Source organism: Sphingomonas cavernae, from assembly GCF_003590775.1.
Classification (GTDB): domain Bacteria; phylum Pseudomonadota; class Alphaproteobacteria; order Sphingomonadales; family Sphingomonadaceae; genus Sphingobium_A; species Sphingobium_A cavernae.
The window spans coordinates 52,183-71,790 of record NZ_QYUM01000002.1 but is presented as its reverse complement, the minus strand read 5'-3'; the positions used below and the strand labels follow the sequence as shown (position 1 = coordinate 71,790).

Annotated in this window: 21 protein-coding genes and 1 tRNA gene; 14 read left to right on the top strand and 8 right to left on the bottom strand. The window is 63.2% G+C overall.

The genetic code is table 11. The features are described from left to right. Positions 1-11 precede the first annotated feature (11 nt). The 7 genes from ccmC to D3876_RS00590 all read left to right on the top strand — a co-directional run bounded on the left by ccmC (position 12) and on the right by D3876_RS00590 (position 4,949). Positions 12-728, top strand: coding sequence for a heme ABC transporter permease CcmC (ccmC, locus tag D3876_RS00620; RefSeq protein ID WP_119759209.1), 717 nt, complete (start codon positions 12-14; stop codon positions 726-728). Further along, entirely contained in the window at positions 725-856 is a 132-nt protein-coding gene (ccmD, locus tag D3876_RS00615; protein WP_119759208.1) for a heme exporter protein CcmD, read from the top strand. The genes ccmC and ccmD overlap by 4 nt, the downstream gene beginning before the upstream one ends. Then, on the top strand, positions 853-1,284 hold the full coding sequence (gene ccmE / locus D3876_RS00610) for a cytochrome c maturation protein CcmE (protein WP_119759207.1): 432 nt from the start codon (positions 853-855) through the stop codon (positions 1,282-1,284). The genes ccmD and ccmE overlap by 4 nt, the downstream gene beginning before the upstream one ends. Before the next feature lie 142 nt (positions 1,285-1,426). Beyond that, positions 1,427-3,349 carry a heme lyase CcmF/NrfE family subunit gene (locus D3876_RS00605; RefSeq protein ID WP_119759206.1) on the top strand — a complete coding sequence of 641 codons (1,923 nt, stop codon included), beginning with the start codon at positions 1,427-1,429 and terminating at the stop codon, positions 3,347-3,349. A 12-nt stretch (positions 3,350-3,361) separates the two neighbouring features. Beyond that, positions 3,362-3,889: a DsbE family thiol:disulfide interchange protein gene (locus D3876_RS00600; protein ID WP_119759205.1), complete on the top strand. Its 528-nt coding sequence runs from the start codon at positions 3,362-3,364 to the stop codon at positions 3,887-3,889. A 59-nt stretch (positions 3,890-3,948) separates the two neighbouring features. Continuing rightward, the gene (locus D3876_RS00595) at positions 3,949-4,296 is read left to right on the top strand and encodes a cytochrome c-type biogenesis protein (RefSeq protein WP_238475173.1); all 348 of its coding nucleotides are present in this window, start codon (positions 3,949-3,951) and stop codon (positions 4,294-4,296) included. Then, positions 4,296-4,949 carry a tetratricopeptide repeat protein gene (locus D3876_RS00590; RefSeq protein ID WP_119759204.1) on the top strand — a complete coding sequence of 218 codons (654 nt, stop codon included), beginning with the start codon at positions 4,296-4,298 and terminating at the stop codon, positions 4,947-4,949. Before D3876_RS00595 ends, D3876_RS00590 begins: the two co-directional genes overlap by 1 nt. On the opposite strand, the gene ald is transcribed toward D3876_RS00590, so the two are convergent. After that, the gene (ald, locus tag D3876_RS00585) at positions 4,931-6,034 is read right to left on the bottom strand and encodes an alanine dehydrogenase (RefSeq protein WP_119759203.1); all 1,104 of its coding nucleotides are present in this window, start codon (positions 6,032-6,034) and stop codon (positions 4,931-4,933) included. The genes D3876_RS00590 and ald overlap by 19 nt on opposite strands. A gap of 127 nt (positions 6,035-6,161) precedes the next feature. Between ald and D3876_RS00580 the strand changes: the two genes are divergently transcribed. The 4 genes from D3876_RS00580 (at position 6,162) to D3876_RS00565 (ending at position 9,299) form a co-directional block, all read left to right on the top strand. After that, positions 6,162-6,611 (top strand): Lrp/AsnC family transcriptional regulator, encoded by a 450-nt coding sequence (locus tag D3876_RS00580; RefSeq protein WP_119759202.1) that lies wholly within the window; start codon positions 6,162-6,164, stop codon positions 6,609-6,611. A gap of 120 nt (positions 6,612-6,731) precedes the next feature. Continuing rightward, positions 6,732-8,651 (top strand): potassium transporter Kup, encoded by a 1,920-nt coding sequence (locus D3876_RS00575; protein WP_119759201.1) that lies wholly within the window; start codon positions 6,732-6,734, stop codon positions 8,649-8,651. 23 nt (positions 8,652-8,674) lie between these two features. Continuing rightward, positions 8,675-9,151 (top strand): 2'-5' RNA ligase family protein, encoded by a 477-nt coding sequence (locus D3876_RS00570; protein ID WP_338014293.1) that lies wholly within the window; start codon positions 8,675-8,677, stop codon positions 9,149-9,151. 71 nt (positions 9,152-9,222) lie between these two features. Further along, positions 9,223-9,299: transfer RNA gene (locus tag D3876_RS00565), tRNA-Met, on the top strand. 114 nt (positions 9,300-9,413) lie between these two features. On the opposite strand, the gene D3876_RS00560 is transcribed toward D3876_RS00565, so the two are convergent. After that, positions 9,414-12,362, bottom strand: a complete 2,949-nt coding sequence (locus D3876_RS00560; RefSeq protein ID WP_119759199.1) for a TonB-dependent receptor — start codon at positions 12,360-12,362, stop codon at positions 9,414-9,416. A 304-nt stretch (positions 12,363-12,666) separates the two neighbouring features. Between D3876_RS00560 and folE the strand changes: the two genes are divergently transcribed. Next, complete coding sequence (gene folE / locus D3876_RS00555; RefSeq protein WP_119759198.1) at positions 12,667-13,284, top strand: GTP cyclohydrolase I FolE; 618 nt, start codon at positions 12,667-12,669, stop codon at positions 13,282-13,284. A gap of 20 nt (positions 13,285-13,304) precedes the next feature. On the opposite strand, the gene yczE is transcribed toward folE, so the two are convergent. After that, a complete protein-coding gene (yczE, locus tag D3876_RS00550) occupies positions 13,305-13,910 on the bottom strand; it encodes a membrane protein YczE (protein WP_238475172.1) in 606 nt (201 codons plus the stop codon). A 63-nt stretch (positions 13,911-13,973) separates the two neighbouring features. On the opposite strand from yczE, the gene yczR reads away from it, so the two are divergent. Together yczR and D3876_RS20980 are read left to right on the top strand one after the other, a co-directional pair. Continuing rightward, positions 13,974-15,431, top strand: a complete 1,458-nt coding sequence (gene yczR, locus D3876_RS00545) for a MocR-like transcription factor YczR (RefSeq protein ID WP_119759196.1) — start codon at positions 13,974-13,976, stop codon at positions 15,429-15,431. 13 nt (positions 15,432-15,444) lie between these two features. Next, positions 15,445-15,573, top strand: a complete 129-nt coding sequence (locus D3876_RS20980; protein ID WP_274378915.1) for a hypothetical protein — start codon at positions 15,445-15,447, stop codon at positions 15,571-15,573. 79 nt (positions 15,574-15,652) lie between these two features. Here D3876_RS20980 and rplI read toward each other — a convergent pair whose 3' ends face one another. The 5 genes from rplI to D3876_RS00520 form a co-directional block, all read right to left on the bottom strand. After that, a complete protein-coding gene (gene rplI / locus D3876_RS00540; RefSeq protein WP_119759195.1) occupies positions 15,653-16,252 on the bottom strand; it encodes a 50S ribosomal protein L9 in 600 nt (199 codons plus the stop codon). 13 nt (positions 16,253-16,265) lie between these two features. Then, positions 16,266-16,490 (bottom strand): 30S ribosomal protein S18, encoded by a 225-nt coding sequence (gene rpsR / locus D3876_RS00535; protein ID WP_119759194.1) that lies wholly within the window; start codon positions 16,488-16,490, stop codon positions 16,266-16,268. A 13-nt stretch (positions 16,491-16,503) separates the two neighbouring features. Further along, complete coding sequence (gene rpsF / locus D3876_RS00530) at positions 16,504-16,929, bottom strand: 30S ribosomal protein S6 (RefSeq protein ID WP_119759193.1); 426 nt, start codon at positions 16,927-16,929, stop codon at positions 16,504-16,506. A 156-nt stretch (positions 16,930-17,085) separates the two neighbouring features. After that, entirely contained in the window at positions 17,086-18,282 is a 1,197-nt protein-coding gene (locus D3876_RS00525; protein ID WP_182911820.1) for a GGDEF domain-containing protein, read from the bottom strand. 41 nt (positions 18,283-18,323) lie between these two features. Next, positions 18,324-19,532: an ABC transporter permease gene (locus tag D3876_RS00520; RefSeq protein WP_119759191.1), complete on the bottom strand. Its 1,209-nt coding sequence runs from the start codon at positions 19,530-19,532 to the stop codon at positions 18,324-18,326. Positions 19,533-19,608: the final 76 nt, after the last annotated feature.

The window sequence follows — 19,608 nt, the reverse complement described above, 5'->3', positions numbered from 1 at the left end:
TCGCTTCACCGATGCACGGTTACGCCAATCCGGCACGTTTCCTGAAAGTCGCACGACCGCTGACCGCCTGGTTTGGCTGGGGCGGAGCGCTGCTCATCGCCGTCGGCATGATTGCGGGACTGTTCCTGACGCCCCCCGACTATCTGCAGGGTGAGAGCGTCCGCATCATGTACGTTCATGTGCCCGCCGCGTGGCTGGGCATGGGCGGCTGGACCGGTATCGCGATCGCCAGCCTGATGCAGCTCGTATGGCGGCATCCTCTGAGCGGCGTGGCGGCGCGCGCGATCGCCGTGCCGGGTGCGTTGTTTACCGCGTTATGCCTGATCACAGGGTCGATCTGGGGACGTCCCACCTGGGGTACCTGGTGGGAATGGGACGGGCGCATGACCTCCATGCTCGTACTCCTCTTCCTCTATTTCGGCTATGTCGCGCTCGCCAATGCGAGCGAGGAAAAGGGCAGCGTCAGCCGCGTGACCGCGATCTTCGGACTGGTCGGTGCGATCAACATTCCCATCATCAACCGTTCGGTGGTCTGGTGGAATTCGCTCCACCAGGGGCCGAGCATCACGCTCAAGGGCTCGACCATCGACAGCTCGATTCTGTGGCCGCTCGGCCTGACGACACTCGGTTTTTCGCTGCTGTTCGGCGCGATCGTCCTCATGCGGATGCGTGCGAGCCTTGCCGAGATCCGCGTCGAGGCAAGACTGAAGCGGATGGCGGAAGCATGAATCACTGGCCGTTTATCGTCGCCGCCTACGCGCTGACCATCGCCGGCACGCTTGGCGTAACCGGCTGGGCATGGGCGTCCATGCGCCGGGCCGAGAGACTGGCCGATCAATTGAGGCGCGACAGGTGAAGGCAAAGCATCAGCGCCTGACGCTCGGCATTATCGCGCTTATTGCGATCATCGGCGCCGGGTTGCTCGCCATGTCCGCGCTCAAGGATCAGGCGGCTTATTTCTACTCGCCGAGCGACGCCAAAAAGGCGGGCGTGCCGACGGGGCAGGCGATCCGGCTGGGCGGCATGGTGACGGGCGGCTCTATCGTGCACGAGCCTGACGGCGTGACCATCCGTTTCGTCGTCCACGACAACAGCGAGAGTGTGCCCGTGCGGTTCAAGGGGATCGTGCCCGATCTCTTCAAGGAAAATTCGGGCGTCGTGGCTGAAGGAAGCTTCGCAGCCGACGGCACCTTCGTCGCCGACAATATCCTCGCCAAGCATGACGAGCGCTACATGCCGCCCCAACTCGAAGGCGAAATGCACAAGACTGGCAAGGTAGAATGATCGCTACCACCTACCCCGTCACCCTGAACTTGTCTCAGGGTCAATCTTGCAGCCGCGCTGTTGTTCGGGTGTGTGCATGGATGCTGAAACAAGTTCAGCATGACGCTGTGGGTGATTCCGATCTCGCTGGGATCTTCCGGCAATGATCGCCGAAGCCGGTCTGGCCGCCTTGTGGCTCGCCTTCGCACTCGCCGCCTTGCAACTTGCGCTTGGCGTGATCGGGCTTTGGGGGCGCGACACGCTGCTCCAGGCCGTCCGGCCCGTGGCGGCGGTGCAGGGGCTGCTGACGGTCACCGCCTTCGCTCTGCTGATCTGGCTGTTTCTCAGGTCGGACATGTCGGTGGCGCTGGTTGCGGCCAACAGTCATTCGGCAAAACCCTGGCTCTACAAGTTCGCAGGCACCTGGGGAAACCATGAGGGCTCGATGCTGCTCTGGGTCACGATCCTCGCGCTTGCCGGCGCGCTCGTGGCGCTGTTCGAGCGGCGGCTGAACGAACGGACGCTGATGGCGACGCTGGCCGCGCAGGCGTTCATCGGGCTTGGTTTCTATGCGTTTCTGCTCTTCGCCTCCAATCCCTTTGCGCGGCTGATTCCTGCGGCGCAGGAGGGGCAGGGGCTTAACCCGCTGCTGCAGGATCCGGGCCTCGCCTTCCATCCGCCGACGCTCTATTTCGGCTATGTCGGTATATCGATTGCCTTTTCCTTCGCGGTTGGCGCGCTTGTAACCCGCGATGTCGGTCCCGATTTCGCGCGCGCGATGCGGCCCTGGGTGCTGATAAGCTGGGTATTCCTGACGCTCGGTATCACCGCGGGCAGCTATTGGGCCTATTATGAGCTGGGCTGGGGCGGCTGGTGGTTCTGGGACCCCGTGGAAAACGCCTCGCTCATGCCCTGGCTCGCCGCGACCGCGCTGCTGCATTCGGTGACCGTGCTCGCAACGCGCGACGGGCTGCGCGCCTGGACCGTGATGCTCGCGGTCGTCGCCTTCTCTATGTCGATGGTAGGGACCTTTCTTGTCCGCTCGGGCATTTTGACCAGCGTCCACGCCTTTGCGGTGGATCCGACGCGCGGCAGCTTCATTCTCGCGCTGCTCGTTATCTATATCGGCGGCGCGCTCGCGCTCTATGCCTTGCGCGTCGGAACGGTGCGCGAAGGATCGCAGTTCGATCTTGTCAGCCGCGAAGGCGCGCTCGTCGCCAACAACCTGCTGCTCTCGGCGATTCTTGGCGTCGTGCTTGTAGGGACGCTCTACCCGCTCGCCGCTGAGGCGGTGTCCGGCGACAAGCTTTCGGTCGGGCCGCCCTATTTCAACACCGCGGCGGGGCCGATTGCGCTGCTGCTTGTTACGATGATGGCAGCAGGACCGCTGCTGCGCTGGCGTCGCGACGACGCAAAGGCGCTGCTCCACCGTATCGCGGGGCCGATCCTGATCAGCGCCGTCGCGCTGCTCGCGCTGGTGGTGCTTGCGCCGGGAACCGGAATCTTTCCGCTGCTCGGGCTCATGCTCGCGGGCGGCGTTGCTGCGGCGAGTGTCGCGCCGTTGTGGAAGCGCAACCTGCGTCGCACCCCGCTCTTCACCTGGGGCATGGTGATCGCGCATTTCGGGATTGCGGTTTGTCTGGCGGGCATGGCTTGCGAAAGCGCCTTCACCAAGGAAACGCTCGTCGCTGCGCGTGTAGGCGAAACGCAGAGCGTTGGTCCCTTCACGGTGCGGCTCGACAGCGTAGAGCCCGTCGCGGGCCCCAACTGGACTGCGCTCGAGGCAACGCTCACTGCGCGGCGCGGTGACGGCAAAACCTTCATCCTGAAACCGCAAGCGCGCATGTTCCCGTCGCCGCCGACCGAAACGAGCGAGGCGGCGATCGCGACGCGGCTCGACGGCCAGCTCTACACCGTGCTCGGCAAGGAAGACACGCAGGGTCGCTGGCAGCTCCGGCTGTGGTGGAAGCCTTGGGTAACGCTGATCTGGCTTGGTGGCGGATTGATCGCGCTTGGCGGTTTGCTTTCGTTGATCGGTCGTGCGCGTCGCGAGCGCAAGGCCTATGATCGCAAGGCATATGCGTGAGGATATGAGGACATGAAGCGTACCATTTTATGGGTGCCGCTGGCCCTTTTCGGCCTCTTCTTCGGCATCGTTGCCTATGGCCTGATCAATCCGGCCGACCGGACGATCGAATCAAAGATGATCGGCAAGCCGCTGCCGCAATTCGCACTGCCCGCCGCCTATGATGGCCGACCCGCGCTCGCCAGCGCCGATTTCGGCAAAGGTGAACCGCGGCTGCTCAACGTCTTCGCGAGCTGGTGTCTGCCGTGCATCGCGGAAGCACCCGTGCTTGAGGGCATGGCGAAGCAGGGCGTGCCGATCGACGCCATTGCGATCAGGGACAAGCCCGAGGACGTCGCCGCCTTTCTCAGGCGCAACGGCAATCCTTATCAGCGCATTGGATCGGACGTGAAAAGCTCGGTCCAGCTCGCCATGGGCTCCTCGGGCGTGCCCGAAACCTTCGTGATCGATGGCAAGGGCGTGATTCGCTACCAGCATGTCGGCGATATCCGGCCCGAGCATGTGCCGACGATCCTCGAAGAGTTGCGGAAAGCGCGGTGAGAGCGCTTCTCGCCCTTTTGCTGATGACCGCGTCCGTGGCGGCGTGGGCGGATTCGACCATGCCCGCCGCCGAACTCGCCGATACACAGCTTCGCGATCCGAAGCAGGAGGCAAAGGCCGTCGCCCTCATGGAGACGCTGCGTTGCGTCGTGTGTCAGGGGCAGTCGATCGCCGACAGCGATGCGGAGATTGCCGGAGACATGCGTGCGATGGTGCGCGAGCGCATCCAGAAGGGTGAGAGCCCCGAGCAGATCCGTGCCTGGATGGTCGAGCGCTATGGCGAGTGGGTGAGCTACAAGCCCGGATTTTCGGCAGGCACCGCGCCGCTCTGGATCGCGCCGCTGCTGTTGCTGGCCGGCGGAATCTGGCTCGCGCGCGGGCGGCTCCGTACGAGAAAGAAGAACTGATGGGCTGGATCATCGTCGTGGCGCTGGCGCTCGCCATCTGGCTGCTGCTCTGGCGCTTCGGCCGCGTGCCGCGCTTGAGCTATGAGCTGATCGGCGCGGCGCTGCTGCTGGGGCTCGCGGGCTATGCATGGCAGGGTCACCCCGGCCAGATCGGCAGCCCCGTCCAGGCGCGCGCGGATACCGCCAATATCGACCCCAAGCTGATCGAGCAGCGCAAGGCGATGATGGGCCAGTTCGGCACTGAGGCCCAGTGGCTCGACACCGCGGACACCTATGGCCGGTTAGGCTCGACGCGGGCGGCGGTCACGGTGATGCGCGGCGCGGTTCACGCCTATCCGAAGAGCGCTGATCTCTGGGTCGGTCTCGGCAATGCGCTGGTTGCGCATGGCGACGGAATGATTTCGCCTGCCGCCCAATATGCCTTCCAGAAGGCGGCGCAGCTTTCACCCGAGCATCCGGGCCCGCCCTTCTTCATGGGTCTTGCGCTGGCGCAGTCGGGTCAACTCGACAAAGCCGAAACGCTGTGGTCCGAATTGCTTGCGCAGACGCCCGCCGACGCGCCGTGGCGTGCCGATCTTGAAGCCAAGCTCGGCATGCTCAGGGCGCAGATGGGCGTGGTTTCCCCGACGTTGGCTCAGCCCCAGGGCGAATAGGGCAGGTCAAGCGCTTCGGCGACGGCCTGATGCCGGATCTTGCCGTCGGACACGTTGAGCCCGGCGGCCAGATGCGGGTCAGCCTTCATCGCGGCTTCCGCGCCCATATTTGCCAGCTTCAGCGCAAAGGGCAGCGTCGCGTTGTTGAGCGCAAAGGCTGAAGTGCGCGCGACCGCGCCGGGCATGTTCGCGACGCAATAGTGGATCACGCCCTCAACCTCGAATACCGGGTTGGCGTGGGTGGTGGCGTGCGACGTCTCGAAGCAGCCGCCCTGATCGATCGCGATGTCGACGATCACCGAGCCGCGCTTCATCGTCTTGAGCATGTCGCGCGTGACGAGCTTGGGTGCAGCGGCGCCGGGCACGAGAACCGCACCGATGACAAGGTGGGCATTCTTCACTGCCGCGGCGATCGCGGACTTGGAGGCGTAGGCCGTTTTGATCTGGCTGCCGAAGAACATGTCGAGCTCGGCGAGGCGTTCGTTGGAGATGTCGTAGATCGTGACATCGGCGCGCTGGCCGACCGCCATCTGCGCGGCGTTGACGCCGGCGACGCCGCCGCCAAGGATCGCGACACGCGCAGGCGCAACGCCCGGAACGCCGCCGAGGAGCACGCCGCGGCCGCCCTGTTCCTTTTCGAGATAATGCGCGCCGACCTGGATCGACATGCGGCCTGCCACTTCGGACATGGGCTTCAACAGCGGCAGCGAGCCGGTGCGTGAGGTGACGGTCTCATAGGCGATGCAGGTCGCGCCCGACTTCATCAATCCTTCTGCCTGCGGCTTGTCCGCGGCGAGGTGGAGATAGGTGAAGAGCAGATGTCGCGGCTCGAGCAGCGCGATCTCCTGCGGCTGCGGCTCCTTGACCTTCACGATCATGTCGGCGGCCGCGAACACCTCGGCAGCAGTACCGAGGATCTTTGCACCTGCCTCGACATAATCGGCATCGTCGAAATCAATGCCGCTGCCTGCCTGTGTCTCGACGAAAACCTCATGCCCTGCGGCCGTTAGTTCGGCGACCGACGGCGGGGTCAGGCCGACCCGATATTCGTGATTCTTGATTTCCTTGGGAACGCCGACTTTCATGATCCGTCTCCTGAAACGCTTGCTTTCGCGCAGAATATCTCCAGATCGGCTGGAAGTGTTTGCAAAATTATCCTTCACGCGCGCGTGAATTGAGAAAATTTTGCGATTCAGGGGATGTTATTCGAAAATGATCAGGCTGGATGCAACTGACCGCAAGATCCTTGAGATACTGGCGCATGATTCGGGCAGCACCAGCGAAAGACTGGGCGCGCGCATCGGGCTTTCGCCATCGGCCGCGCATCGCCGGGTGAAGCTGCTCGAGGAAAACGGCATGATCCTCGGCTATCGCGCCCGGCTATCGCCTGCGGCGCGGGGCAATCCCTCGACCGTCTTCGTGTCGGTCACGCTGGTGGATCAGCGTCAGGTCACGCTCGCCGCCTTCGAGGACGCGCTGCTGAGGACATCGGTCATTCGCGAAGCGCACCTCATGAGTGGCGAATCGGATTATCTGCTCAAAGTGCTGATTCGTGCGGAGGACAGCTATGAACGCGTGCACCGCGAAGTTCTCGCGACGTTGCCGGGCGTGCAGCGATTGGTGACGCAATTCACGATCCGCACGCTCGCCGTCGACGAGTGATGAAGCCGCAGTTGATAGTGCAGATGCGAAATGCTAGGGCCCGCGACGCCCTTTGTCCGGCGAAGAGAGACGGCTTTTTTATGGCCTTTGTCAGTATGACGCGAGCTAACTGAACGCTCGATGAGCACCACAGCAACGGCAGCGGAGGCGCACGCCTCGCAGGCCCAAAGCGACCAGCCTCTTGCGAAGCTGGCCGTGGCGGCCATCGGCATCGTGTTCGGCGATATCGGCACGAGTCCCATTTACGCGTTTCGCGAAACCTTTGCGGGGCACCACCCGCTGACGCCCGATGTCCTGCACATCTATGGCGTGCTGAGCCTGATCTTCTGGTCGATGATGATCGTGGTGACGATCAAATATGTCTCGATCATCATGCGCGCCGACAACAAGGGAGAGGGCGGTAGCCTTGCCCTGCTCGCGCTGATCAACCGCCAGTCCGAAGGCAAGCGCTGGAGCGCGCCGATCGTGATGCTCGGCGTGTTCGCAACTGCGCTGTTCTACGGCGACAGCATGATCACGCCCGCAATGTCGGTCTTGTCTGCCGCCGAGGGGCTTGTGACGGTCGATTCCCATTTTGGTCCCTGGGTCTTGCCGATCGCGGTGGCCATTCTCATCGGGCTGTTCTCCATCCAGGGGCACGGCACGGCCAAGGTCGGTCAACTCTTCGGGCCGATCATGATGGTCTATTTCGTCGTGCTTGCGGTGCTCGGAGTGATGCAGATCGTCCATTCGCCCTCGATCCTGATCGCGCTAAATCCGTGGTATGCGGTCCAGTTCTTCATGACCGACGGCACGCTGGCATTCCTGGCGCTGGGTTCGGTGGTGCTCGCGGTCACGGGCGCCGAGGCGCTGTACGCCGACATGGGGCATTTCGGGCGCAATCCCATCCGCGTCTCGTGGCTCTTTTTCGTACTGCCGGGGCTGATGCTCAATTATCTGGGGCAGGGGGCGATGATCCTTTCACTCGATCCCGCCGGGGCTGCGGAGGCGATCAAGAACCCGTTCTTCCTGCTTGCGCCCGAGCCGGTGCGACTGCCGCTCGTCATCCTCGCGCTGCTCGCGACGGTGATCGCCAGCCAGGCCGTCATATCGGGCGCCTTTTCTCTCACCCAGCAGGCGATCCAGCTCGGCTTCATCCCGCGCCTGCGCATCCAGCACACCAGCGCCAGCGCGGCCGGGCAGATCTATATCCCCGTGATCAACTGGGCGTTGATGGTGATGGTGATCCTGCTCGTGCTGTTCTTTGGTTCGTCGAGCAATCTGGCGGCGGCTTACGGCATCGCGGTGACGGGGGCGATGTTCATCGACACCTGCCTGCTCGCGGTCGTGCTGTTCAGCCTGTGGCGCTGGAACAAGGCGATCGCTGTGGTTGTGCTCGCCGTCTTCTTCATCGTCGACACCGCCTATTTCGCAGCCAACCTGACCAAGGTGCCCGATGGCGGCTGGTTCCCGCTGCTCGTCGGCCTGTTCGCCTTCACGCTGCTCACGACCTGGGCAAAGGGGCGCAAGCTGATGATGGACCGGATGCGCGAAGCGGCGATGCCGATCGCGGTGTTCGTCAACTCGGCCGCGAACTCGGCGACGCGCGTGCCCGGCACGGCGGTATTCATGACCTCTACCGCCGACGGCGTACCCCATGCGCTGCTCCACAATCTGAAGCACAACAAGGTGCTGCACGAGCGCGTCATCCTGTTGACCGTGAAGATCGAGGACGTGCCCTATGTCGCGATGGAGCAGCGTTGCGGGCTGAAGGACCTCGGTCACGGCTTCCACCGCCTCGTCATCCGCTACGGCTTCATGCAGGAGCCTGACGTTCCCGAGGCGCTCAGGTTGACCACGGGCTGCGGGCCCGAGTTCAAGATGATGGACACCAGCTTCTTCCTCGCGCGGCAGACGCTGCTGCCCTCGGCCCGGCCCGGCATGGCGCTGTGGCGTGAAAGGCTGTTCGCCTGGATGATGCGCAACGCCGAAAGCGCGATGGACTTCTTCAAGCTGCCGACGAATCGCGTCGTCGAACTCGGCAGCCAGGTCGAGATATAGGCGCCCCGATCATCGTCTCCGCGTTGTTCGGCGACGCGGATTTTGCATGGCTCGATGGGCTGCGGCGCGCGCATTACCCGGCGGAGCACAACCGCGTGCCCGCGCACCTGACACTGTTCCAGCACCTGCCGCCTGCTATCGAGCCCGAACTTCGCGATCAGCTTTCGGCTGCGACGCGCGGCATGCCGTCGCCGGCCGCACGCGTCACGGGCGTGATGCGGCTCGACCGGGGCGTCGCACTGCGCGTGGGCAGCCCCGCGCTCGACGAGATTCGCGCGCAGCTTGCCGAACATTTTCATGGGCTCTTGATCGTGCAGGATCAGGCGGGCTGGCGGCCGCATATCACGATCCAGAACAAGGTCGAGCCAAGTGCGGCGAGGGCGCTCGCGGATACTCTGGAGCAGGCGTTCAGGCCGCGTCCGCTCGCAATCGCGGGGCTCGCCGCGTGGCGTTATCGCGGTGGGCTATGGGAGCCGCTATCGCGACATCGCTTTGGATAGCAATGGCCTGTTGACCACCCCGACGGCGCTGACTATAGCGCCCGTCCGCGCACCAAGCGCGAGGCCCATGGGGCGGAGTAGCTCAGCTGGTTAGAGCAGCGGAATCATAATCCGCGTGTCGGGGGTTCAAGTCCCTCCTCCGCTACCACCTTTCTCGCATATCGAAGGCACGCCACCTGTCGTGAAGGGCAAGGGCAGCGCCAAGGGCAAAAAAATGCCCCGGTCCTTGCGGACCAGGGCAGCATCTGCGCGGCTTGCCGCGTCAGAACTTGAAGCCGGCGGCGAGGCCGTAGCGACGCGGTTCCAGCGTGAACACGTTGGTGAACAGACCCGATGACTGGTCGGTGACGTACTGGCCGGTGATCGCGTTGTTCTTAGTAAGGTTCTGAACGAAGGCGCGGACGAACCAGCGATTGTCCTCTCCGTTCAACTGAACCTGCGCGTTGATCACCTCATAGCCCGGCATGCGATCGATATTGCCGTTGAAGATGCTCGCATAGCTTTCGCCGGTGTAGGTCATGTCGATGCGCGGGACGAGCGACATGCCGTTCTCGAAATCGAGCGTGTACTGCAGGCCGGCGGAGAATTTGAAGTTTGGCGCCTGCGGCAGCTCGTTGCCCTTGATGTTGACCTCTACACCGCTGCCAAGGACCTGGAAGGGCAGAGCGCCCGTCGGTACACCGAACAGCGCTCGCAGTGCAGCGGGTGGGTTGGCGGCCGTCGCTGCCAGAGCGCTACAGATCGAGAAGGCGCCCGTGGTGTTGGTGCCCGGCACCTGCACCGGGGCACGCAGGCCGAGACCGGTATTGACGGCCGCGACATAGGTGTTCACGCCGACGACGTTGCCTGCGGTGGTTGGGACCACGGCGCAGTTCGACGCGTTCTGGATGTCCTTGATGATCACCGCGTCCGAGCGGCCGCCAGAGGCGTCGCGCGGATTGCCGAGGAACTTGTCGTTCGACACCTTGCTATGCAGATAGCTGAAGCCGAGATTGGCGATGAGCGCCCGCACGGGGCTGACGATCGCCTCGGCCTCGAGACCGTAAATCTCGGCGCTGACATTGTCATTGACCGAGGTGCGCGCGACGATGCGGCTGAGCTGAAGATCCTTGTACTTGTAGTAGAAGCCTGTGAGATTCAGGCGCAGCGTGCCGTCGAGGAAGGTGTTCTTCGAACCGATCTCGAACGAGTCGACGCTTTCGGGACCGAAGGTGACCGGCACCGCGAAGATCGGCGACAGCGGCGGGTTGACGCCGCCCGATTTGTAGCCGCGTGAATAGGACGCATAGAGCAGGTTGTCGTCGGTGATCTTGAAGTCGAGCACCGCGCGTCCGGTGAACTTGTCGAAGCTGACGCGGTTCTCGGCATATTCCTGCAGGCCAGGGGTGTTGGCATCGAAATCCAGCAACGCGTAGTTGAGCGCGTCGGAGAAGCTGTCGGAGCCGAAGGGAACCGCCGGAAACTGGCTCCGCGAATCGGTGAGCAGCGTCGTGCGCGCCCTGACGAATTTTTTGTCGTTGTTGTAGCGCAGGCCAAGGGTCAGCTTGAGGCGGTCGTTGAACTCGGCATAGGCTTCGCCGAAAATGCCGTAGGATTTCAGGCGGAAAAGAGCAGATTCGTTGCGAAAGAAGGGCGTGCCGAAAAAGGCGGCGCCCCCGGTGTTCGCCGCGCCGAGAATGCCCGTGCCATAGTCGAGGCCGAAGGCGTTGACGTAGTAGCTGTTGTCCTTGGTCTCGCTGTCCAGATAGTTCGCGCCGAGCAGGAAGTTGAACATGCCGTCGAACTGGCTGTCGATATGGCCCTCGATCGCATATTGGCGCGTCGTGAGTTTTGACCGATCGAAATCGAGGCTTTGGCCGAAACAGCCGATCGCGTTGCCACCATAGACGCCCACGCCGTTGGGATCCGCGTCGGACTGGCAGACGCCGCCCGCGGGCCCGTTGGGGATCAGCGCCCGGCGGACCGGGTCGAGGAACGCGAAGGGCGACCCGATACCGGTGCGGCCAAGCGCATTGAGCTGGAGAAGGCCGGGATTGTTCGCGAGCGGCGCCTCCACCGCAAGGTTGTAGTCGGTGCGCGAGTCGACCGTATTGTGCGTGTAACCGCCGGTCATGGTCAGCGAGAGCGTGTCGCCGAGCTGCTGCTGCAACCGGCCCATGATGTGATACTCTTCGGCGAAATAGGTCGGCGCAAAATCGATATTCACGTTGCGAAGACCATCGGGCTTGGCGAAGTTCGCATAGACGTCGGGGCCGTAGATGCTCCCCAGACCGAAGCGTCCCAGCGCGCCGCCGGAAGCGGCCGATGCGACGCGGAGAAACTCGGTGGAGGAGAGCAGCGCCGCGAGCGTCGAGTTGCCGTTTGTCGTCTCGTTCTCGAGCTTATCGGGCGAACAGCCCAGAATGCCGGTCGGGTCGCGATTACAAAGCTGGTTCTGAATGCGCGACCGATCGTCCTTTTCGCGGAAATAATAGCCGATCAGGTCGAGCGTCGTCGAGGACGAGGGCTCCCAGCGTACCGAGCCGCGGATCGCGTAGAGGTCGCGGCCATCAATGCGGCTGTTGTCGTAGAAGTTCTTCGTATAGCCGTCGCGGTTCAGATAATAGCCCGCCAGCCGGACGCCGAATGTGTCGCCGATCGGCAAGTTCACCATGCCGTTGATCTTGTACGACTCGAAATTGCCGTATTCGAAGCTGCCCGATGCCTGGAATTCGGTCAGGTCGGGCTTGGCGGTGATGAAGTTGACCACGCCGGACGTTGCGTTGCGCCCGAACAGCGTCCCCTGCGGACCGCGCAGGACCTCAACGCGTTCAAGATCGAAATATTCGGTCTCAAAAAGTCGGGTCGACAGCAGCGGCATGTCGTTGACGTGGATCGCGGTCGCCTGGTCGCAAGTGATGCCGACACACAGGTCGCCGATGCCGCGGATTGTGAAGCTCGACGAGGTGAAGTTGGTCTTGGTGAAGGTGACGTTGGGCAGAGAGAGCTGGAGATCAGTCGCATTTTCGATTTGCTGCGACTCAAGCGCCTCGGCGGAGAAGGCGGACACCGCGATGGGAACATCCTGAAGCCGTTCGGCTTGGCGCTGCGCGGTAACGACGATGTCGGCAATGCCCTGGCTTTCAGTCGGGGCGCTTGTGTCCTGCGCCAGCGCGGGATTTGCGATCACCAGCGCCAACGCGGACGCCGCAAGCAATTCGAGCTTCGTCATGGTTTTTCCCCTCTCTGTTGGCCCGTCTTGGTGGGCCAGCCGCTTGGTGCGGTTTTCCGCACGAATGTTGCATAAATATTTTCGCCGTCAACCGCGGATAACTTTGGATTCAGGCGCGTTTGGGTGCTGGTGCAGCAATGAATCGGTTGCAAATAAAGACGAGACTTGAATATGGCCAAGCTACCGTAGCGTCATTTTTTCGCTGCAGCGCCAAAATGTCAGGTGCAGGTGCAGGATCATTGGGGCGATTTGGCCTCCTGCGTTCCGCGTGCTAGCGGCGATACGGTAACCCAAGGGGAGTTTCATGACCGATTCCGCGTCACCCGCAGATGGCGACCTTGTCCGTTCGCCCGCGAAGGTCGAGGTGCCCGAGCATGTTGAGCAAGCGATCCGTACGCTGATCCGCTGGGCCGGGGACGATCCGTCGCGTGAAGGGCTGCTCGACACGCCCAAGCGCGTCGCGCGTGCATGGCGGGAATATTGCCAGGGTTATGGCGAGGATCCGTCGCTGCATCTGTCGCGTACCTTCGAGGAGGTGGGCGGTTATGACGAGGTGGTGCTGCTGAAGGACATCCCTTTCCAGTCGCATTGCGAGCATCACATGGCGCCGATCATCGGCACGGCGTCGATCGCTTATCTGCCCAGGGACCGCGTCGTCGGAATCTCCAAGCTCGCGCGTGTGCTCCACGGTTTCGCGCGCCGGCTGCAGGTGCAGGAGCGCCTGACCGCGGAGGTTGCCGACTGCATCTGGGAAAACCTCCAGCCGCACGGCGTCGCGGTCGTCATCGAGGCGACCCATGCCTGTATGACCGCGCGCGGCGTCCGCACGCCAGGCGTTGGTATGACGACCAGCCGGATGATGGGCGTTTTTCGCGACGACGAGCGCAGCCGCAAGGAAGTCCTCAGCCTGATGGGTTATTGATCTCGCTGGCGCCGCACGCGCTATTGAAGATCCAGCGCTGGCCTTGGCGGGCGCTCGGCGATTGTCAGGTGCGGCAGGAAGACCTGCACCAGCCAGCCGATCGATACCGCATATAATATCGTGCCAAGCCCCACGGTGCCGCCGAGCAGCCATCCGATCGCAAGCACCAGCAACTCGATTCCTGTACGCACGAGACGGATCGACCATCCCGAGCGCCGCACGAAACCCGTCATCAGGCCGTCGCGTGGCCCAGGGCCGAGCCCTGCGCCGATATAGGCGCCACCGGCAAGGCCGCTAAGCACGATCCCGAGCGCCAGAAGCGCCGCACGCACGGGCAATGTCTCGGCTGTGGGAAGAAGGTAAAGGCTGGCGTCGACGGCGAGGCCGATCACGACGATATTGCTTATCGTACCAATGCCGGGGCGCTGGCGCAGCGGCAGCCAGAGCAGCAGCACGAATGCGCCCACGACGTTGACGACGGTGCCGAAGCTCCAGCCTGTACGCATCGCGATGCCTTGATGAAATACGTCCCAAGGGTCGAGCCCCAGATTGGCGCGCAGCATGAGCGCCATTGAGAAGCCATATAGGATGAGGCCAGCGTAAAGCTGGATAAGGCGACGGGTCATCATTACTTGCCACTGGCTCAAATTGGCATTGTTATAAATATCCACTTGTCCGATAATGGCCGTATGTTGGTTCGAAGCATCGGAATCGCATCGTTGGTGCGGCAACTCGGCGCGTGGCGCGGCGCGGGCAGGGGGAGCTCGGGATACCGGCAATTGGCGGATGCCTTGCGCCTGTTGATTCTCGACGGCCGTCTGCCACTCGGCATCCGCATCCCCGGAGAACGCGATCTCGCCGCGGCGCTCGATGTCAGCCGGACGATGGTAAGCGCTGCCTTCGCGATCCTGCGTGACGAAGGCTATCTGGTGAGCGTCCAGGGTTCGGGCAGCCGAACCAGCGTCCCGACCGGCGCGGCGGGACGGCCTCCAGCGGTTCCTGACTATGCGTCAGGCGATGTCATCGACCTTGCTGTCGCGGCGCTGCCCGCGGGCGCGGGCGTGCACCGCGCCTATGCCGGCGCGCTGGCCGGGTTGCCGGCGCATCTGCCGGGGCATGGCTATGAGCCCGTTGGCCTTGACGTGCTGCGCGAAGCGGTTGCCGCGCGATATACGGCACGGGCCTGCCCGACCGAGCCCGGGCAGATCATGGTAACGCATGGGGCGCAGCACGGCCTCGCGCTGATATTGCGGTTGCTCGCGGGGCCCGGCGATCGCGTGGTGATCGACCATCCGACCTATCCTCATGCGATAGACGCGATCCAGCGCGTGTCGTGCAGGGCCGTGCCCGTCGGGCTGCCTGCACAGGGCTGGGATATCGAGGCAATGGTTGCGGCATTCCGTCAGGCGAGCCCGCGTCTCGCCTATCTGCTGCCCGATTTCCACAATCCCACCGGGCGCTGCATGGACGCCGCGCCGCGCGCCGAACTCGTTGCGGCGGCGGCGCGAACGCAGACGGTGCTCGTGATTGACGAGACGCTGGCAGATCTATGGCTCGACACGCCGTCGCCCGCGCCCGTCGCGACGCATGACAGCGGCGACTGGGTGATAACGCTCGGATCAACGGGCAAAAGCTATTGGGGCGGGCTTCGTATCGGATGGATTCGCGCGAGCGCGCGGACCATTGCGGCGCTTGGACGCGTCCGCGCTTCGCTCGATCTGGGAACGCCCGTTCTCGAGCAAATAGCCGCCGCGACACTGCTAACCGAGGGCGACGCCGATCTCGCTGAGCGCCGTGCCGAGCTGAGATTGCGCCGCGCAAAGCTGCAGGATCTGCTTGGCGCACATCTGCCCGATTGGCGCATACAACTGGCTCCGGGCGGGCTTTCGCTCTGGGCCGAAATGCCCGCACGCGTCAGCACCGCGCTCGCGGCGGTTGCGGAGGGGCATGGGGTGCGCGTGACGGCCGGACCGCGCTTTGGCGTTGATGGGTCGTTCGAGCGTTTCGTTCGGATACCCTATACCCAGCCCGAGGCGATGCTGGAAAAGGGCATCGCAAGGCTGGCCGCGGCCTATCGCGGCGTCACCGAACCGCGCCATCGCAGCACGGTCATCGGGCTCTCAAAGGAAACGAGCGCCGTGTTCTAAGTGGAGCCGTCATGTGCGCCGGCGCACAGCGGGCGCGTCAGAATTCGTGCATCAGCAATACATGCTGAAACAGATCATCCCGCTTTTCGCTTCCTTCTCGACGCTCGGCGTTACGCTGTTTCTCTACGTCAGCGGGATCTGAAACCAGACGCGCAAAAAGAAACCGCCCGTGCTCTGTCGAGCGCGGGCGGTTCGCTTTTCGTTGGCGTTGCGAAGGCCGATCAGCCCTGCGCTTCTTCCTCGGTGACCTCGATGGTCTCGACGACGATTTCGCCGGGCTCGGCGTTGGGATCGAAGTCCTCGGTGAAGCCAGCCTCGTCCTTTTCGAACATGGCCGCCATCACGTCGACGCCCTGCGCCTGAAGCTCGGCTTCCTCGGGCGAACGCGCAACGTTCACCTTGACGGTCACCACGACTTCGGGGTGCAGCGCAACCTTAACGGTTTCGACGCCGATCGCCTTGATCGGACGGTCGAGGACGACCATCGACTTGGTGACCTTGGCTCCCTCGGCTTCCAGAGCCTCGACGATGTCGCGGACCGAAACCGAACCATAAAGCTGGCCGGCGTTCGAAGCCTGACGGATGAGCGTGACGCTCTTGCCGTCGACGTCCTTCGAAGCGACTTCGGCATCGCCGCGGCGGGCGGCGTTGTCGGACTCGATCTGGGCGCGGTTGGCTTCGAAGACCTTGCGGTTCGCTTCGTTGGCGCGGAGCGCCTTCTTGCGGGGCAGCAGGAAATTGCGGGCAAAGCCGTCCTTGACGGTGACGACGTCACCGATGTGGCCGAGCTTCTCAACGCGTTCGAGCAGAATCACTTGCATGTGCCTGCGCTCCTTACTTCACGATATAGGGCAGAAGGCCGAGATGGCGGGCGCGCTTGATCGCCTTGGCCAGCTCGCGCTGCTTCTTTGCGGAAACCGCGGTGATGCGGCTCGGGACGATCTTGCCACGCTCGGACACGAAGCCCTGGAGCAGACGAACGTCCTTATAATCGATCTTCGGCGCATCCTTGGCGGCGAAGGGGCAGCTCTTGCGGCGGCGGAAAAATGGGCGTGCCATGGTTCAGAGCTCCTTATTCGCTGTCTGCGTCACGACGGGGACGGTCTTCGCGGCCGCCTTCACGGCCACCCTCGCGCCCACTTTCACGGTCGCCACGACCACGACGGCCATCGCGCTCACCCTTGCGCATCATGACCGAGGGGCCCTGCTCATGCGCGTCGACCTTGACGGTCATGTAGCGGATCACGTCTTCGTTGATCGCGGTCTGGCGCTCGAGCTCGGCGACCACGCCTGCAGGGGCGTCGATGTCGAGCAGCACATAGTGCGCCTTGCGGTTCTTCGCGATCTTGTACGCGAGCGAACGGAGACCCCAGGTCTCGGTCTTCACGACCTTGCCGTTATTCTCTTCGATGATCTTGGTGGCGGTTTCCGCCAGCGCGTCAACCTGGGCTTGTGCCAGATCCTGACGCGCGAGAAACACGTGCTCATACAGAGCCATGCGCGCTGTTCCTTGTCCTTGGCCGATCGCTGACGCCGCCCCATGCGGACGCCCCTCCGGCTGTCTTCTCAAAACAAACCGGGGGCGGAGAGACTGGCTCTCCACCCCGGTTGCAGCGGCCCATGGCGGAAATCGGTGCGAAAGGCAAGACCCGCGCTATAAATAGACGCGGTTGCGGCCGTCCTTTTTGGCGCGATAGAGCGCACGGTCGGCGCGGTGGAGCAGGTCGCTGCCGTCACCGCCGGGCTCGAGCACCGCCACGCCGGCGGAAAAACTGACCTTACCAATCAGCTTTTCGGTGTCCTTGGCGGTCAGGTTGCGCGATGCGAGATCGGCGCGCGCCTTGTCCACTATGTCGCGCGCTTCCTCGACGGTGCGGCCCTTCAACAGGATCACGAACTCCTCGCCGCCATGGCGTGCGACATGGCAATTGCCATTCGACACCTTGCTCAGCAGGTTGGCGACATATTTGAGAACGCGATCGCCCGTCGCATGACCGTGGGTATCGTTGATCTTCTTGAAATGATCGATGTCGCAAAAGGCGACAGCAAGTGGCTGTTTGCTCTGGCCGCAGCTTTCGATCGTGCGCTTCAGGGTTTTTTCAAACGCGCGGCGATTGGCAAGGCCGGTCAGCGCGTCGCTTTCGGCGAGCTTTTCGGCGGCCGCAAGCCGCGCCTGCATATCGCCCATCTGGCGGACCGCCGTGCGAAGCTGTTTTTCAGCCTCGGCGGTCTTCTGAATCATGGACTGGGTGAGTTCGGTCAACGCCGTCACCGTCGACGACATGTCGGTACTACCCGCCATACCGTTCATTTCAGACTTCAACGCTGTCCCGTAAGCTTTTGCGTGAGCTCGTGTTTGTTCGACAAGTTGGCTGCCATCGGCGATATGGTTGCGCGCTTCGCCGATCATGTCGGTCAGTTTTTCGGCCGAGAGCTTGGCGCGGTGCTGCTCGAGCAGAACCGCCGCAGTGCCTGCGCTCAATCCCCCTTCGGTTTCGATCGAGCGATCGACGGCCCAGCCGAGGGCACTGTGCGGCGCGACAAAATACTCCCAGGCAAGCGCATAGTGGTCGGGCGTCGGTTCAAGTCCGTTACGTTCGAGAAACGCGCCGATCCGCTCATAGTCGGTCGAACGCCGATCGCCTCCCGGACGCGGCGTGGTTGGTGATGGAGATGCCGCTACGGGTTCGGCTTCATCCTCTTCGCTCTTTCGGCCCAGCAACTTGCCCACCAGCGAAGACAGTGGCGACGCATCGGGGCGCAACACCTTTGCTTCCGTACGAAAGCGCCGGTCGGCGTTGCTCGCGCGTGGCGCGGGCTTGTCAGTGAGGGATTCAGGATCGCTGCTCATGGCCATAAGAACGGCATGCACCGCGAGTGGTTTAGGTCCCGTTACTCATGGCGAAGCGCGTCGATCGGATTGAGCGAAGCTGCGCGCCGCGCCGGAAAGTAACCGAAGATAACCCCGATCGCTGCAGAGAAGACAACGGCGAGCAGGTTGATCTGCCAGTCAAAGATGAAGGGCACCTGCATCAGGGGTGCGATTGCGATCGACGCAATGAGCGCGAGGAACATGCCGATCAGGCCGCCGAGACATGAGAGCACGACCGCCTCGACGAGGAACTGGAGCAACACCTCGTTTGCGACGGCACCGATGGCAAGGCGAATGCCGATTTCGCGCGTCCGCTCGGTGACCGACACCAGCATGATGTTCATGATGCCGATTCCGCCGACGAGCAGCGATATCGCGGCGACAGCGCCGACAATCTGGGTCAGGATGGTCGTGGTACCCGTCAAGGTGTCGGAGATCTGCTTGGTGTCGAACACGTTGAAATTGTCGGCGTCACCAGGCTTTATCCGCCGCCGTTCGCGCATCAGATCCTCAAGCGAGGCCTGAACCGTGGCCGTCTCATAGGCGTCATCCACGGCCACCATGATCAGTCCGATGTCGCGATTGCCCGTGAAACGGCGCTGGACGAATTTGATCGGCATCACGACCACATCGTCCTGATCCTGTCCAAAACCGCCCTGACCGCGCGTCGCGAGCAAGCCGATCACCTGGCAGCTCACGCCCTTGATCCGGAAGCGCTTGCCGACGGGGTCTTCCTGCCTGAACAGGTTGCGCCTGAGCGTTCCGCCGATGATGCAAACGGGCTTACCCGCTTCCTCTTCCTCGGGCATGAACAGCCGCCCCGATTCCAGCGCCCATTGCTGCGCTTCAAAATAGGATGCGGTGGTGCCGTTGACCGTCGTGTTCCAGTTGTTGCCCTCATAGATCGCCTGGCCCGAGCTCTGGGCCTGTGGAGCGACCGCGCGGACGCCTGTGATCTGCTGCGCGATCGCTGTAACGTCCTCGGGTTTGAAGTCGGGCGGGCGTGGTCCGCCGCCTCCGCGACCGAAACCCTGGCCAGGGCGGAGCTGGAGAATATTTGCGCCAAGGCTGGAGATCTGCTCGCGCACTGCGGCGGTGGCGCCGTTGCCGAGCGTTGTCATCGTGATGACCGCGGCCACGCCGATGATAATGCCAAGCGTCGTCAGGAACGAGCGCAGCTTGTGGCGCATGATAGCGCGGAAGGCGAGGGTGACCGTGGTACCTAGCATGATGTGTAGTCCCGTAGCCCATCGTCATGCCGAACTCGTTTCAGCATCCATAGGGACACGCTGGAGCGAATGGAGA

Bases quoted from the DNA above. Each gene is read 5' to 3' on its own strand.
- rpsR (WP_119759194.1), bottom strand. From the start codon at position 16,490: ATGGCACGCCCATTTTTCCGCCGCCGCAAGAGCTGCCCCTTCGCCGCC.
- D3876_RS00580 (WP_119759202.1), top strand. From the start codon at position 6,162: ATGATCAGGCTGGATGCAACTGACCGCAAGATCCTTGAGATACTGGCG.
- ccmC (WP_119759209.1), top strand. From the start codon at position 12: ATGCACGGTTACGCCAATCCGGCACGTTTCCTGAAAGTCGCACGACCG.
- D3876_RS00595 (WP_238475173.1), top strand. From the start codon at position 3,949: ATGCCCGCCGCCGAACTCGCCGATACACAGCTTCGCGATCCGAAGCAG.
- D3876_RS00575 (WP_119759201.1), top strand. From the start codon at position 6,732: ATGAGCACCACAGCAACGGCAGCGGAGGCGCACGCCTCGCAGGCCCAA.
- D3876_RS00600 (WP_119759205.1), top strand. From the start codon at position 3,362: ATGAAGCGTACCATTTTATGGGTGCCGCTGGCCCTTTTCGGCCTCTTC.
- ccmD (WP_119759208.1), top strand. From the start codon at position 725: ATGAATCACTGGCCGTTTATCGTCGCCGCCTACGCGCTGACCATCGCC.
- D3876_RS00520 (WP_119759191.1), bottom strand. From the start codon at position 19,532: ATGCTAGGTACCACGGTCACCCTCGCCTTCCGCGCTATCATGCGCCAC.
- yczE (WP_238475172.1), bottom strand. From the start codon at position 13,910: ATGACCCGTCGCCTTATCCAGCTTTACGCTGGCCTCATCCTATATGGC.
- D3876_RS00605 (WP_119759206.1), top strand. From the start codon at position 1,427: ATGATCGCCGAAGCCGGTCTGGCCGCCTTGTGGCTCGCCTTCGCACTC.
- D3876_RS00590 (WP_119759204.1), top strand. From the start codon at position 4,296: ATGGGCTGGATCATCGTCGTGGCGCTGGCGCTCGCCATCTGGCTGCTG.
- rpsF (WP_119759193.1), bottom strand. From the start codon at position 16,929: ATGGCTCTGTATGAGCACGTGTTTCTCGCGCGTCAGGATCTGGCACAA.
- folE (WP_119759198.1), top strand. From the start codon at position 12,667: ATGACCGATTCCGCGTCACCCGCAGATGGCGACCTTGTCCGTTCGCCC.
- rplI (WP_119759195.1), bottom strand. From the start codon at position 16,252: ATGCAAGTGATTCTGCTCGAACGCGTTGAGAAGCTCGGCCACATCGGT.
- ald (WP_119759203.1), bottom strand. From the start codon at position 6,034: ATGAAAGTCGGCGTTCCCAAGGAAATCAAGAATCACGAATATCGGGTC.
- D3876_RS00560 (WP_119759199.1), bottom strand. From the start codon at position 12,362: ATGACGAAGCTCGAATTGCTTGCGGCGTCCGCGTTGGCGCTGGTGATC.
- yczR (WP_119759196.1), top strand. From the start codon at position 13,974: ATGTTGGTTCGAAGCATCGGAATCGCATCGTTGGTGCGGCAACTCGGC.
- D3876_RS00525 (WP_182911820.1), bottom strand. From the start codon at position 18,282: ATGAGCAGCGATCCTGAATCCCTCACTGACAAGCCCGCGCCACGCGCG.